Here is a 14748-nt window from a genome sequence, read left to right on the forward strand (position 1 = left end):
TATTAATCTCCCCCTGGCCCAGCAGTCACAATTACAAGATTTTCTGGATGAATCAAATCCTTAATTACCTGCTGTACTTGAGCCATATTCACTGCGTCAATTTGCTGAGGAAATTCTTTGATTTCTGCTAAGGAAAGTCCATAGACGGAATTTTTCAAAATTAAATCAGCTACGTCGCTGGGATTTGCTAAATCTACAGGGTAACTGTTGGTAATTGAGCGTTTTGCTGTGTTTAATTCCGCTTCAGTTATACCTTGTTCCCGCACCTGCTTAAGTAAAGCGATGGTGCTGGCGATCGCTTTTTGGGTATCATTGGGAGCGGTCTGCATTTGAATTAAAAATGGGCCTGGTTGACTACCAGCAGCAAAAGCGCTGAATATACCATAGGTTAAGCCTTGGCGATCGCGTACTTCTGTACCCAAGCGGCTAGATAAAGTATCGCCGCCTAAAATTTGATTCAGTACCAAAGCAGCATAAAAACGAGGATCTTTACGGGAAATACCACTATAACCAAGATAAGTTACAGCCTCCGCCTTACCAGAAATCACTGAGTTGACGCGTTTTGTAGATTTCGGTAACGATACTGGTGGTAGACTAATGTTGACTGGTTTACCCTGGGCTTGCCATTTACTGAAAGCTTTATTCAGCAAAGCTTTGACGCTAGCTGGGTCAAAATCTCCAACTAAAGCGATCGTTGTGGTATCTGGTCGGTAGTGTTCCTTATAGAACTTCACCAAGTCTTGACGAGAAATACTCTTTAAGCTTTTCTCTGTGGGGAAACTGTAAAAAGGATGATTCTCTGGATAAATCGCTTGTTGGAATACCCGTCTTCCTAGTCCACGGGGATCATCTAGCTGGATTTTCAGACTTGTCAAGGCTCTGTCTCGACTCAATTCCAACTGGTCACTGGGGAAGGTAGCATTTTGAACAACATCTGCCAAGGTTTGAATCATAATCGGTAGATTAGCAGATAATCCATTACCATTAATACTGACTCCTTCACGGCTAGCATTGAAGTTTAAGCCAACTCCTCGATCTTCTAACTTTTGAGCAATGGTGAGAGCATTTTGTGTCTGTGTCCCATTCATTAAATTAGCTGCAACCAGATTTGCAAGTCCGGCTTGAGAATTAGTATCAAATTCACTACCTGCGTCAATATTTCCACTTAAATTGACGGTGGGAACACTGCGATCGCGCAACAACAAAACTCGTAAGCCATTACTGAGGGTAAATTCCTCTGGTAGAGGTTGATTTTGAGAAGTCGTGTTTGATGTCGCTGGAGGTAGGTATTTAGCCAGTTCTGCTGGGTCTACAGGTTTTCCAGGACTGAAGTTTTCTACCGTCCGACCAGAACCGCTACTAGAAGTCCCTGATTTACCGTCTACTTGGGTGGGTTCAAAAAAGCCAATAGTTTGTTGATCAGGATTGAGGTAAGTTTTCGCAACTCGCTGCACATCTTGGGGTGTAACTTTGGCGATCGCCTCTAAATACCGTTCTACGTAGCGATAATCTCCGGCGACAGTTTGGTAAAGTCCCAGTAGATTGGCTTGACTGGTAATATCCTGGTTATTAAGTATAAAAGAAGTCTGTAGCAGTGTTTTCGCTCGATTTAATTCTGCTGTTGTGACTGGTTGCTGTTGTATTTTGGTCAAAGAAGTTTGCAATACCTGGTTAATTTTCGGTAATTCCTGACCAGGAGCAGCTGTCACACTAATATCGTACCAACCTGGTTCAATTAATTCTACTGGACTAGCACTAATTGAACTCGCTAGACCAGATTCTACTAAAGCTTGATAAAGCTGAGAACTACGTCCACCTGTGAGAACTGCATCCATGACATCAATAGCAGCCACATCTGGATGATGAACATTTGGTAACGGATAAACAACTTGCAGAAGTGCTGCACTTCCTGGTTGTTTTAAGACAATAGGAGATTTTTTAGTAGCAGAAGAAGACACGGGGAGTTTTTCTGGATTCACCGCGTCACTGCGTCCCCGTGTCCCCGTGTTCTCATTTCCTCTTTTCGGTAACTTTCCGAAAGTTTTTTGTATAACTTTTAAAGTTGGTTCCGTTGCAAAATCACCTGTAAGTACCAAAGTTGCGTTCTCTGGACTGTAATAGTTCTGGTAATAATTTTGCACCTGCTCAACTGTAAATTTCTCGACATCGGCTTTTGTCCCTCCTACAGATAAACCGTAGGAACGGTTCGGAAATGCAGATCGCATGACAGCGCGGTTGAGGCGATAACCAGGAGAATTTTCGTATCCTTGTAACTCAGAAATGACCACACGTTTTTCACTGGTTAATTGTTCAGCTCCTATTACAGAGTTTTTCATGCGATCGGCTTCTAAAGTCACCAGTGCTTCTAGTTTGTCCTGCTCTACCGTACCAAAATAAGCAGTTTCATCGTAAGTGGTAAAAGCGTTAAACTGACTACCCAAAGCACTAAATAAGCGACCAAACTGCACTGGACGGTCTTTAGTACCTTTGAACATTAGATGTTCTAATTGATGGGAAATGCCATTTTCCCCTGCTTTTTCGTTGCGTGAACCAACTTTATACCAAACTTGGACACTGACCACAGGTGCAGTATGAACTTCCTTAGTTAACACTATTAAGCCATTATCTAGAACAGTTTTACGCACCCCTTGTGTTAGAGAGATTTCAGGGACTGGTGTAACAGCATAACTGAAGTTATTAGTAATAAATACTCCACTCAGGGTCAAGCTGAGGAACAAGCCAAGGAGAATGTACGCAAGCCGCTTACTGAACAAACGCATGTTAAGGTACAGAAAAATATTTACTGAAGTCAGCAAAGTTTGAGTTTACTTTAATCAGGCTAACAAATCAGCGTAAAAGCGTGATGGCAATTGTATGAAAAAGTTGCGATCGCTCTTGTTTTTAGGTAAAAAAGCTTTAAAAAACATAAAATTATAGAGACGCAAAATTTTGCGTCTCTACAAATTAAAATCCGCTCAGGTGATTTCTGGAGTCTATAGGTATTCAGCTTTATTTGTTCTTGTGGCTTTGCTTTCCAGCTTTTACATGTTGTTCATGGCTACCACCTTGAGTACCTTTTCCTTCTTCCTCCTCGTTCTCGTCGTTCTCGTCGTTATCATTGCGATCGCTTCTGTGGGAGTGCTTACCACCTTCTCGACCAATCTCTGCCATAAATTCTCGGTCTTGGCTTGTAGTTTCTCCACCTTTACGACCAGCTTCTCTAGCCTCTTCAGATGTAAATTCGTGTGCAGTTCCTTTTTCGTGAGCAGCTTTTCCGCCTTTACTAGCAATTTCACGCTGCTTATCTTCATCCATGGATGCAAATCCACGTTTGCTTGTATCTGACATAATAATTCTCCGTTTTTCTTCGTTTTTATTCTTGTCAAAAAAGGCAGTTTTAAAGAATCCAAAGAGCCTACCAATAGCTCTTGATTCTGTGTCTAATTTACAAATTTAAAATTATCTCAACCTCTTTCTAATAGAGTATTTTGTCGCCAGAAAAACATGTTTTTGATTACAAAAAATAATTCTATAGTTAGAGTAATTGATTAAAAAAAAGATTCTATTGTGTAAATAAAATATTTACAAATAAATAAAAACTTAATACTTGTTGATTTTGTTTTAACACTAATCACATCTATCATTAGGGAGAGAAATTACCTTGATATTTGCATACAAAAGCAATCTCATCTATTTTAACATTTAAAATTTCCCAGCTAGTCATGGGAAAATTCCAGAACGAGAGAATGAAAACCTATTCCCTAACCCTTGTTCGTGTGGCGTCTTTGTTAGGATAATCCTTGTTTTCAATACTGCTCGATTAAGAATTTTTTGTCATAATTTTGGACATATAGAGACGTTGCACTGCAACGTCTCTACTAATTACTGTTGTGTAGCTGAACGTCCTTGCTTACCCAACTTTATTAAGACAAAATAGCTCAGATAAACTACATAAATTATCAAACCAATAATACCAATGAAGCCGAGAAAACCAGCATTAGTTTTGGGATGGAACCATTCTTTGAATACTAAGGGTGCTTCAAACCAGACATGACAATTGGGATTATTGCTAATATTTTCAGAAAAAGCACAACCCAAAAAGGGTATAAAGGCGAGTGAACCGAGAATACAATAAATAGTTGTGGCCCAGCGCCAAGAAGTAAAAATCAGCTTTAATGGCCCACTAGACTGATACTCAATTTCATCATTAAGATCCACCCAGAACCATAGCGAAATTGGTATTAGGATACGAGCCAAAAATCCAGAGATAAAACTGACTGGATATTGAGCAATCATTAAATAAATAGTAAGAAGCAACAGACTAGATACTCGCCAGTAAATAGCTAACAAGCGTTGCATTCCCTCAGCTTTTTGCACAAAAGCCCAAATCAGCAGAATCAGGGGAATAATGACTGTAAATAATACAGCTAATCTGTAATCCATCCAAACAAAAGGGCGAAACCAAATTTCTTTTCCCATAGTATTTCCACAAGTGATAAATAATTTTACTTAGAGAATATACAGCTAATAGTTAACCAATAATCTTATAAATAATAGCTGATAGCTTAATTAAAAAACTAAGGTTATAATCTAAATGCTACACCTTAATGCTCTTAGTGTGATCTAATTTACAGGTGTTAGTTGTGTAATTCTGTCATTTTGTCTTACTTTAAGAATTATCCATAAAAAGTAAATTTAGAGAAAAATATCCTCATCCATAATAAAAAACAAGTAACCAGAAGATCCAAAACTAAATATTTGCCAACAAACATTAATAGCCAGAAATAAAGTGGTAAACCCACCTTGGTTGACTATATGCTTGATAATTTCAGTTTTTTCGCAACAAATACATAAATATTTAATATTTTCTCCTGACAAGAAGAAAATATAACTTACACTTAATGTGTACCTACCTATTCCTGAAGGTGGGACACAACGAAAGTATAAGATTGTGCGAGCAACAAACTGAAAGTGGAAAATATTAGCAAATAGATCTTTGTTACTTGTTGGTCAATATTTTTAGATCAAGTCACCGAATTGATTATTATTCCTCATAAATACGACACTCATCAGCTTCGGGGTTATCATCACAGTACTTCTCAAAAGGAGTTTTTGGCTTGGATTGCTTTTGGTGAGAAGCTTCTGCTTGTAATTCTTCGACTGCATCCCAAGCAGCAGCACATTCTGCGGAATCGCTACCTGAAAGATCACAGACAGCGCGAGCTTCTTTAACTTCTTCTTCGATTCTGTTGTGGATGTCTGTCATAGTTCTAATTTGCTGTGTGTTATTAATACCAGTATAGAAAAAGTACGGAAAGGGCTTTTTTTGCACTATTCCACACTATTCTAGCCATATAGCTACCACTTTTAGTACTCTTGATTGTTACTTTATAACAAAGTACAGCAATTAACAGGACATATTGTCTTATAATCTATTTCTCTTAATATTTTACCAAGCATACACCTAGAAGATCATACAATTATCTTTAGATAGATGTAATGGTAATAGCAATTCTAAGTTTATAGAATTTAATAAAGAGCTAATTTCACCTGATTTTGGGATGCAATTTCATGTTTTCCAAGATAAAAAATAAAAAACTACTAGCCGGATTGTAGAAAAGCGTAAAATTCATGGCAGACCAAATGCAGTGGGCAAACGCCCTGTCAACCCGTCCCTCTTTAGAAGCAGCTGTTGCAGATGTGGTACAACGCGCAACTTCTTCCTTATCAGCACCTGCGGATTTAGGGCTGGTATTCATTTCGTCTGCTTTTACAAGTGAGTATTCCCGACTGTTACCTCTTTTAGCAGAACAACTTTCAGTCCCTGTGTTGATTGGCTGTAGTGGTGGTGGTGTCATTGGTACTAGTTTGGCTGGACACACCCAAGAATTGGAAGCAGAACCAGCCTTAAGCCTGAGTTTAGCTCATCTGCCTGGAGTGGATGTCAAAGCTTTTCATATTGTTGCCGAACAATTGCCCGACTTGGATGGACCACCAAACTCTTGGATCGATTTGATTGGTGTACCATCTTCACCAACATCTCATTTTATTTTGCTGTCTGCTTCCTTCTCGTCTGGGATCAACGATTTATTACAGGGATTGGATTATGCGTATCCAGGCTCTAGGAAAGTTGGAGGTCAAGCAAGTAGTGGCGTAATGGGTGGTCGAATTGCGCTTTTTTGTAATGGTCGTTTGTATCAAGAAGGAACGGTTGGGGTAGCGTTAAGTGGCAATATTGTTTTAGAAACAATAGTAGCTCAAGGATGTCGGCCTATTGGCCAGCCATACCAAGTTACCAAAGGCGATCGCAACATCATTTTAGAATTAGACGAACAAGCACCACTTTCGATACTGCGAGATTTAATTGCGAGTTTAAGCGAAGAAGACCGAACACTGGCGCAAAATTCTTTATTTGTCGGTCTAGCAATGGATGAATTTAAGCCTTGTTTGCAACAAGGAGACTTTTTAATTCGCGAGATTTTGGGGGTAGACCCTTCAGGAGGAGCGATCGCCATTGGTGATTACGTTCGTCCTGGCCAGCGTCTACAATTCCACCTCCGAGACGCCGAAGCTTCGGCGGAGGACTTGGAATTTCTCCTCGAACGTTATCAAAAAGAACAACAATCTCAGCCTGCTGCTGGTGCATTAATGTTTTCCTGTCTAGGGCGAGGCGAAGGGTTATATGGCAAACCCAATTTTGATTCCCAGCTATTTCAGCGTTACCTGAATAATATTCCCTTGGGGGGCTTTTTCTGCGCTGGCGAAATCGGCCCTGTTGGTGATACAACGTTTTTACATGGTTATACTTCTGTCTTTGGGATTTGTCGATCTTTAGAGAATGGGTGATCGGGGACTTATCAATTAAAAATTAAAAATTAAAAATTAAAAATTGGGAAGGGAGACAAGGGATACTTATCAGTTATCAGTTATCAGTTATCAAATTAAACTGCTCACTGTTAACTGTTAACTGTTAACTGATTCATGCCCAATGCCCAATGACTAACTCCTAACTAACAAAGTACTGTGATTATCAATGAGTGTAGGTGTACCACAAGTGGCGATCGCGCCGTATTTTTCAAAATAATGGCCTACCTCTGGTGGAAAGTGGGAACCGTCAAATAATGCGTCTCCATTGGCAACATTAGCCCAAAAGTCTCGCAGGGTGGGAGCTAGTTCTTGAGCTTGCTCTAATGGTAGGCTCAAAGGAGGCAAGGTCAAAAATTTCATTAAAAAGGGAAAACTGCGATCGCCCATCCATTTGCGTGAACTGTGTTGCAAATTTGGGAAATCGGGGACTGACTCGACCCGATACGACAACATCTGCAACCATTGCCTACCGTAGCGATCATGACGAAACTCTAATACCCTGTAAGGATGAGGATAGCTGACTAAAGAACCAGTGGTAATGTCATATATACCCTGAGAGTACGCTACGTCCTGAACATGCAAATGTCCTGTAAATACTAACCTAACTCCGTAGCGTCGCAACAGGGATAATAAGTCCCCAGCATTCTCTAACATATAGCGATTTGCCATGGGGTGGCGTGATTGATTAGGTAAGTGTTCCACAACATTGTGGTGTATCATCACCAGCACTAATTCATCACCACTTGCAGCTAGCACTTCTTCTAACCATCGCAGTTGTTCAATATCCAAACGTCCTATTTGTTTTTCCTGGTCATTGAACAAGTTAGAATTTAGGCCAATGAGTCTGACTCCTGGCAAGACCTCACAGGTATAGTAAGGTTGTTTAGAATCTGTGTAACCAAATTTACGATAGTAAGCAGGGAAATCCGCAAATGCAATTGATTGCTCATTAGCCTTCAAAACAGGAACATCGTGATTACCAGGAACAACGTAGGCAGGAAAAGGTAACTTTGCCAAGCGTTGTGCTAACCAAGCATGGTTCTCTGGTTCACCGTGCTGAGTTAAATCTCCAGGTAGTAAAATAAAGTCTAAATCTAACTGGGTTAGATGTTCTAATACACTTTCAAACCCTGAAACACTGACTTCCACCAAATGAAAACGACTGGGATGATTCCAGATTGTGTGAGGAAGAGCAATATGTAAGTCGCTGACTATAGCAAAGCGAAAATTGGGAATCATTGAAGTAAAGACTATTTTAAAAACAACGTTTAAAAATCCTTTTAAAATAAAGTATAACCTCTGCCTCCTAGACTTGCGTAGCAATGATCCCACTTAATATTTGTACATATTTAAAATTTGTTGTTTGGAAAAGATAATGAAGATTAACTTAAGAAAGCAAATTATTTATAAAAGCCTGCATTATTAGGATAATTTCAAGCTCATACATCATTCAAAAAGAGAATTTATGTCAAAATAAGAATTGATTATGGTTAAAATACATGATCTTGATACAAACCAAAAACCAAGAAAAAGAACAAAAAATCTTATTAAAAACTAACAAATACCAACAAGCAATAAATAATTAAGGAGATTTTTTTGGTACGCGTTCGAGTCCGTCAGCATGTCAATCCCCTAGCAAACAAGTATCAAGCACCAGCTAATCCTTTAGACTGGGGAAAAGTCTATTTCCAGCCAAATCAACCACTGCATTTAGATATTGGCTGTGCCAGGGGACAATTTTTATTACAATTAGCGCAGATAGAACCAAGTTGGAATTTTTTGGGTTTAGAAATTCGTGAACCTTTAGTAAATCAAGCAAATAGGATGCGGGATGAGTTAGAATTACAAAATTTGTACTATTTATTTTGTAACGTCAATAATTCTTTGCGATCGCTTTTATCGACTCTTCCCACAGGAAGCTTGCAGCGTGTCAGTATTCAATTTCCTGATCCTTGGTTTAAAAATCGTCATGCGAAACGGCGGGTAGTACAACCGGAACTAGTTGCAGAACTATCAGATTATCTGATCCCAGGGGGAATGGTATTTTTACAATCAGATGTAGAATTTGTCGCCATAGAAATGTGCGATCGCTTTGCTGCTCATCCTAGTTTTCAAAGACAAGGTTTAGGAGAGTGGTTAACAGAAAATCCCCTCCCAGTCTCTACAGAAAGAGAAATAGCAACCCAGAAAAAGGGCGAACCTGTATATCGTGCTGTGTTTACAGCCATAAAAGCAGAAAGCTCATAAGGGATAGTTGCTACCTCCCTAATTTATTAGGAATCCCTTCGCAACCACCAGGAATTGTACTTCTGGTGTTTTCGCCACCCCAAGCACAGCAGTAGTATCGGTTAGCTTCAGATAGGCGCTGGACTCCACTCAAGTCTGTATTTTCCACTACAGCACCTGTGTATTCACCAGTTTTGTAGTTTGGTGGGTTGTTACGGCTACGAGGTGATGCGGTTTCTACGGAACCATAAAATAAACAAGTACTGTTGAGGTCTGCTTTACTGAGGTCGGCTTCATATAAAATGCAGCGAGAGAGGTTAGCTTTAACCAAATCACACTCACGGAGATTAGCACGGACTAGATTCGCTTCGCTTAAGTCAGTCCAGCGCAGATCAGTACCAGACAAATCTGCACCTGCTAGCATTACTCCTAAATCAATCACACGTACACCGTGAAGCCGATCTTCACAGTAACCGCCTGTACCATCAAGAATAGCTCGACCAAGCAAGCGATCGCGTTTTAGAGGTGTGAGTAACTTAGAACGAGACAAAAATCGCAGAATTTTCGCTTTACCACTGCCGTCCACACTACTAAGAATAGCCGCAGTGCGTCCTTCTGCTAGCAATCTTTCTTGAGGCCAATCTTCTAATAATCCTTCTTCATCTAATACTAAATCGGAAATACCCTGAAAATAGGAATCTATGGTCTGCTGCTGAGTAATGATATTTTGTTGGACGGTAAGCAAGTTTTGCTGAATAGTTAGGTCTTTAGAAATAATGTACTGTCGCCAAGCAATGTAAACAGCGATGATCGCAATCAGAATTTGTCCCAATGCACCAAACCATTCCGCCAGTGTTCCGGATGCTTCCCAGTTGATTTTACGTCCGACAGTAACTAGGTAATTGCTCAAACCACTATATTTGACCAGTCCAGCGATCGCAACTATTATTCCCAATAAGCCAACTACTAAAGCTTGTTCTTGGGCTGAAAACCACTCTTTTTGTAGTTCTTGCAACCAAGGCCAAATTACAGCTAAAGATAATAATAAAGTGATGACGGTTCCCAAAATACCAACAATCCAGTGATTGATGGCAATTCCGACAACAGTAGTAGCGATCGCCACTACAATTAACAGTAAAGCTCTTGGTTTAACGCTAATAGTCTGACTAGCAAGTGGTTTGACTGTGGAACGTGCTTTTAGTAAGACTGCTGTATTTTGAGGAGACTGTAGTGAGGAAATAGCAGCTAAGGCCTGCTGGGTGGCCAGATCATTTGGAATTAAATCAGTATTAGATGAGTTGTCAAAATCATCTGGTTGTAAGTTTTGTTCTGGATTTGGGGGTTGGGATGAGTTGGAATCAATCGACATGATTATATTTTGGCACCAGCATTCTCAGTTCAACAGCTGTCTCAGAAGCATAAATGAGTAAGGGACAGATCAACAACACTGTCCCTTATATTGCCATTTGATTCGTTTCCAATTCAAGTTGTGATTACACCCTAATAAGTAGAAATAAATTCCCTAAGTTGCGATCATCCTATCTGTACAGACTTCTGATGTTTGCGCTTGCGTAAGAACACACCACCAATGGCTAGCATACCTAAAGCAGCACTAGGCTCAGGTACAGATTTGGAATCAAAGCCTGTAAATGCAGTAGTTCCTTTATGGAAAGAGTGGTTATCAGTTTCAAATCCACCACCTCCTTCTTGAGATATTACAATTTTGTTGAAGATATCATTGCTATTTGTTGAGTAAAAGTGGACGTAGCCGTTACCTTGATAATAATTACCGTTAACAAGTTTTGCACCGTATTCATTACCACCAGGATGTAAAGAAGAGTAGAGAGCAAATCCACCACCCGCATCAATATCAGCAGTTGAGAAGGAAGACACAAGGGAGTCGCCATTATAGAAAGAGTAAATGTTACCTGTATGAGCAGCACCCCAGTTAATCCCAAAATAGTTTAGATAATCATCCAGTTGAATGACCACATCTTTACCATCAAAAACAGCTAGATAATTGGAGTCATTTTTCTCTCCATTGGAACCAACTGGCGCCCACATATCTGCTCGAACACTGCTACCCCCATCACCAACAAATGAGTACTCAGCAAAGCCATTGATTGGAATTTGACCAGAGTTGAAGTCAACCGTCACTGTATCTGGAAGTGAAGAGAATTCAGAAAATGCTCCTTGATTAGTTTCTCCATTCAAACCTGTTGTACCCGTTGTGACTTTGAAATTGATCGCGTGTGCTGAACCTGCATAACCAACTGTAGCAAGAGTAGACAAAGCAGCAATCAAAAAACTCTTTTTGGAAAACAGCATAAATTTAACTTCAATTCATGTGTAGTATTCAGCCGATTATGTGCCATTTTTTTAACTAAAAACATTAGAAAAATTACTGAGTTGTTCAGAGTTAATAAATGAAATACATTCAACTGAAAAATCAGTAGTTTTACCTGAAAAAAAATAAATAAACTTGTTGCTTTTTAAAATAACTTCAAATTAATTTGAAGTTATTTTAAATAAAAACTTAGGTAACTAAATTATTTATTCAACTAATGCCATACTTAAATCTTTGCTTTCTCTATCATTAAAAAATAGACAAGATTGTATAAAATTAGGACTTACATACTGTACAGATTAACTATCTTGTGTATCAACGTAAGTCGGTGTAAAAAAGTAGCCTACAAGTGTAGGTCTAACTAGAAGCCTTGAAAACTAAGTACATCTTTGCATAAGTTTGTAGCGAATAAATTGAGCAAACCTCTGTGTTCCTCCGCGCTTTCCTCCGCGCCCCTCTGCGTTTAGGGATCTCCAAAAAATAAAATATCCAGCCCTATCAAATATATTTTGGCTCAACCCAAGAATTGGTGAGCGTTCCGCCCTTCAGGCGGAACGCGAGGGCTGGATATTTTATTAATTGGAAAGGCCTTAAAACGTTACGATTTATTGACATCGCGTCAATCCAAAAATCATATTTTGTATTTAATTATGTCTCGAAAAATCAGAAAAAATTTATGGTATGTTATGGTATATAGTCGTTTTAAAATCGGTAAATATAGGCCATAAAAACCAACTTTTGGCTATTTTTATCAAACTCAAGTAATAGGGTGTAGACATGCCTTTGCGATCTTGTAAACAAAAAACTGTTGATCTATTAAGTAGTGAGATTTGTAAAAGATGGTTTGTTGGCGTTGCTTTGTAGCCTCTGGTTTCATAACTTTATCCATATTAGGCTGTGGCGATTTGGCAAATTCAGCAGGAAAAAATAGTAAACAAATTGTCCAAGAAACTAATGTAGCTCAGTTGCTTTCTGAAGCAAAAACAAATCAAAAAGCAGAAGTTTTTTTTCAGCAAGGTAATACTTTCTTAAACTCCCGGCGCTACAAGGATGCGATCGCAGTTTTTGATCAAGCCATTACCATAAAACCTCGATTTGCTGAAGCTTGGATTAATCGAGGAAATGCCTTAACAAAATTACAGCGTCATGAAGAAGCATTAGAATCTTATAATCAAGCGATCGCCATCCAACCTGATAGAGATGAGGCATGGTACAACAAAGGTAACACCCTAAATATACTGCAACGCTATCAAGAAGCAGTAATATCCTATGATCGAGCGATCGCAATTAAATCGAATAAATATGAAGCTTGGATAAATAGAGGAATCGCCCTCACAAAATTGCATCGCTACCAAGAAGCAATAGCATCTTATGATCGAGCGATCATCATCAAACCTGACAAAGATTTAGCTTACTACAATAAGGCATGTGCTTATGCTTTACAGAACAATGTGGAACTAGCAGCTGAAAACTTACAAAAAGCTATGAAGCTTGTTCCTGGTAAGTATGAAAAATTAGCAAAAACCGACTCTGATTTTAACAAGGTGCGTAGCAATAGCCGCTTTCAAGATTTATTACAGTAACCACCATTAAACTTTAATAAACCACCGTTGTCGATACATGACATAGGCAACTGCCAACCAGAATAAAACAGTTGCGATCGCAAAAAATAGTGAACCATTGTATGCACCAGCCCAAGATCCAAACAAATTTTGATAAATCCAATCGTAGGTGCTAGGAGGATTTTTTCCTGTACCAACAGTAGTTTTTACTAATATCTTAATTAACAACACGGAAGCCACGAAAATAGATATGGGGTTCAGTCCCATCATTGCCAAAGGTTTTCCCCAACGTCGCATCCGCCTGACATCGATTAATTCATAACAAAAGCTAAGTAACAATAATGCCCAGCCTGTAGAGAAAACTACGTAAGAACTTGTCCACAATTTTTTATTAATCGGAAATGCTAAATCCCAAATCCCACCGATAACCAAGCAACTCAAACCAAACAGAACTAAATCCATGCTGGTTTGCGAATCAATCTCTTTTTTTCTACGTATCCACTGTCCAGCAAAATAACCAGCCAGAACACTGACAATGGCGGGAATAGTGCTGAAAAGTCCTTCTGGATCTCCCAAAAAGTTGTAATTATCGCCTTTATAAAGATGCACTTGGGGAATAATCAAGCGATCAATGTAAGCGCCTAAATTACCGTCTCGCGTCAACACACCAGCACCATAACCAGGTACAGGTACATACATCATTCCTAACCAGTAACTAACAAGTAATACTCCCGCTAAGATCCATTGAGCTTTACGCGGTAGATTGAGAATTACCAGACTAGCTAATAAGTAAGTTAAGCTGATGCGTTGCAATACCCCCATGATGCGGATGTTATTGAAGTCAAAAGTCCAAACACCCTGATTCCAAAAACCATTGAGAAATAATCCTAAAGCAAAGAGGATAAATGCACGGCGAATGATACGCCAGTAAAGCGAAGATAGAGTTGCAGAAGTACTCTGTGAATCTAATTTGCTATCGGTGTACTTCGCAAAAGAAAAACTCATTGCTACACCGACAATAAACAGAAAAAAGGGAAATACTAAATCAGTTGGTGTACAACCATTCCATTCAGCGTGGAGTAACGGTGAGTAGACATTGGGTTCAGCAATACTGGCCATGTTCACAAGGATCATACCAGCGATCGTTATCCCACGAAAAACATCAAGAGAAGTTAGGCGCATAGATATCATTTTTTGAATGACCTATAACTTACTTCCCTCAATGCGGATAATCAAGAGGTCGCACCAATGACAAATGACCAATGACTATTGTACAGACGCGATTTATCGGACTATTGTACAGACGCGATTTATCGCGTCTCTACCGACCTACTTAACCCATCAAAATGACTGTATCAATAACGTGAATGACACCATTATCAGCTTCAATATCTGCGGCTAAAACAGTAGCATTTTTGACTTCAAACGCTTCAGAACAATCAATTTTAATTGTTGAACCTTCTACAGAAGTCACAGTCCCAACTTGAGCTAAATCTGCTTGCTTGAGCTTTCCCGGTACAACATGATACTTTAAGATCCGTGTTAGCTGGGGGATATTCTGCACGAGGGTTTGTATAGTTCCTGGCGGTAATTTAGCAAAAGCATCATCATTAGGCGCAAAAACAGTAAATGGGCCAGGACTTTTCAATACATCGACTAAACCTGCGGCTTGCACAGCAGTTACCAAAGTTGTAAAAGAACCTGCACCAACAGCAATATCAACTATATCAGCCATTTATTTCACCA

General features: G+C 39.3%; 12 protein-coding genes. 3 read left to right on the forward strand and 9 right to left on the reverse strand.

Annotation, left to right across the window (positions count from 1 at the left end; all coding sequences use genetic code 11):
* Nucleotides 1-2: 2 nt before the first annotated feature.
* The 4 genes from ACE1AT_RS29645 to ACE1AT_RS29660 all read right to left on the reverse strand — a co-directional run bounded on the left by ACE1AT_RS29645 (nt 3) and on the right by ACE1AT_RS29660 (nt 5266).
* On the reverse strand, nt 3-2780 hold the full coding sequence (locus ACE1AT_RS29645; protein WP_374874722.1) for a M16 family metallopeptidase: 2778 nt from the start codon (nt 2778-2780) through the stop codon (nt 3-5).
* Between the two features lie 229 nt (nt 2781-3009).
* Complete coding sequence (locus tag ACE1AT_RS29650; protein WP_374874723.1) at nt 3010-3348, reverse strand: KGG domain-containing protein; 339 nt, start codon at nt 3346-3348, stop codon at nt 3010-3012.
* A 534-nt stretch (nt 3349-3882) separates the two neighbouring features.
* Nucleotides 3883-4479: a DUF3177 family protein gene (locus ACE1AT_RS29655; protein WP_374874724.1), complete on the reverse strand. Its 597-nt coding sequence runs from the start codon at nt 4477-4479 to the stop codon at nt 3883-3885.
* Between the two features lie 565 nt (nt 4480-5044).
* A complete protein-coding gene (locus tag ACE1AT_RS29660; protein ID WP_374874725.1) occupies nt 5045-5266 on the reverse strand; it encodes a Calvin cycle protein CP12 in 222 nt (73 codons plus the stop codon).
* Between the two features lie 365 nt (nt 5267-5631).
* Here ACE1AT_RS29660 and ACE1AT_RS29665 point away from each other — a divergent pair, with 365 nt between their 5' ends.
* Entirely contained in the window at nt 5632-6846 is a 1215-nt protein-coding gene (locus tag ACE1AT_RS29665) for an FIST N-terminal domain-containing protein (protein ID WP_374874726.1), read from the forward strand.
* 153 nt (nt 6847-6999) lie between these two features.
* On the opposite strand, the gene ACE1AT_RS29670 is transcribed toward ACE1AT_RS29665, so the two are convergent.
* Nucleotides 7000-8106: a metallophosphoesterase family protein gene (locus tag ACE1AT_RS29670; RefSeq protein WP_374874727.1), complete on the reverse strand. Its 1107-nt coding sequence runs from the start codon at nt 8104-8106 to the stop codon at nt 7000-7002.
* Between the two features lie 357 nt (nt 8107-8463).
* Here ACE1AT_RS29670 and trmB point away from each other — a divergent pair, with 357 nt between their 5' ends.
* Nucleotides 8464-9114: a tRNA (guanosine(46)-N7)-methyltransferase TrmB gene (gene trmB / locus ACE1AT_RS29675; RefSeq protein WP_374874728.1), complete on the forward strand. Its 651-nt coding sequence runs from the start codon at nt 8464-8466 to the stop codon at nt 9112-9114.
* A gap of 10 nt (nt 9115-9124) precedes the next feature.
* On the opposite strand, the gene ACE1AT_RS29680 is transcribed toward trmB, so the two are convergent.
* Both ACE1AT_RS29680 and ACE1AT_RS29685 read right to left on the reverse strand, forming a co-directional pair.
* Nucleotides 9125-10462 (reverse strand): pentapeptide repeat-containing protein, encoded by a 1338-nt coding sequence (locus tag ACE1AT_RS29680; RefSeq protein ID WP_374874729.1) that lies wholly within the window; start codon nt 10460-10462, stop codon nt 9125-9127.
* Nucleotides 10463-10626: 164 nt separating this feature from the next.
* Nucleotides 10627-11421: a PEP-CTERM sorting domain-containing protein gene (locus ACE1AT_RS29685; protein WP_374874730.1), complete on the reverse strand. Its 795-nt coding sequence runs from the start codon at nt 11419-11421 to the stop codon at nt 10627-10629.
* Nucleotides 11422-12279: 858 nt separating this feature from the next.
* Between ACE1AT_RS29685 and ACE1AT_RS29690 the strand changes: the two genes are divergently transcribed.
* Nucleotides 12280-13023 carry a tetratricopeptide repeat protein gene (locus ACE1AT_RS29690; RefSeq protein WP_374874731.1) on the forward strand — a complete coding sequence of 248 codons (744 nt, stop codon included), beginning with the start codon at nt 12280-12282 and terminating at the stop codon, nt 13021-13023.
* Nucleotides 13024-13029: 6 nt separating this feature from the next.
* Here the strand turns inward: ACE1AT_RS29690 and ACE1AT_RS29695 are convergent, their stop codons facing one another.
* Together ACE1AT_RS29695 and ACE1AT_RS29700 are read right to left on the reverse strand one after the other, a co-directional pair.
* Complete coding sequence (locus tag ACE1AT_RS29695) at nt 13030-14184, reverse strand: acyltransferase family protein (protein WP_374874732.1); 1155 nt, start codon at nt 14182-14184, stop codon at nt 13030-13032.
* Nucleotides 14185-14335: 151 nt separating this feature from the next.
* Nucleotides 14336-14737 carry a fasciclin domain-containing protein gene (locus ACE1AT_RS29700; protein WP_374874733.1) on the reverse strand — a complete coding sequence of 134 codons (402 nt, stop codon included), beginning with the start codon at nt 14735-14737 and terminating at the stop codon, nt 14336-14338.
* Nucleotides 14738-14748 lie beyond the last annotated feature (11 nt).

Source organism: Pelatocladus sp. BLCC-F211, from assembly GCF_041928655.1.
Classification (GTDB): Bacteria; Cyanobacteriota; Cyanobacteriia; order Cyanobacteriales; family Nostocaceae; genus Pelatocladus.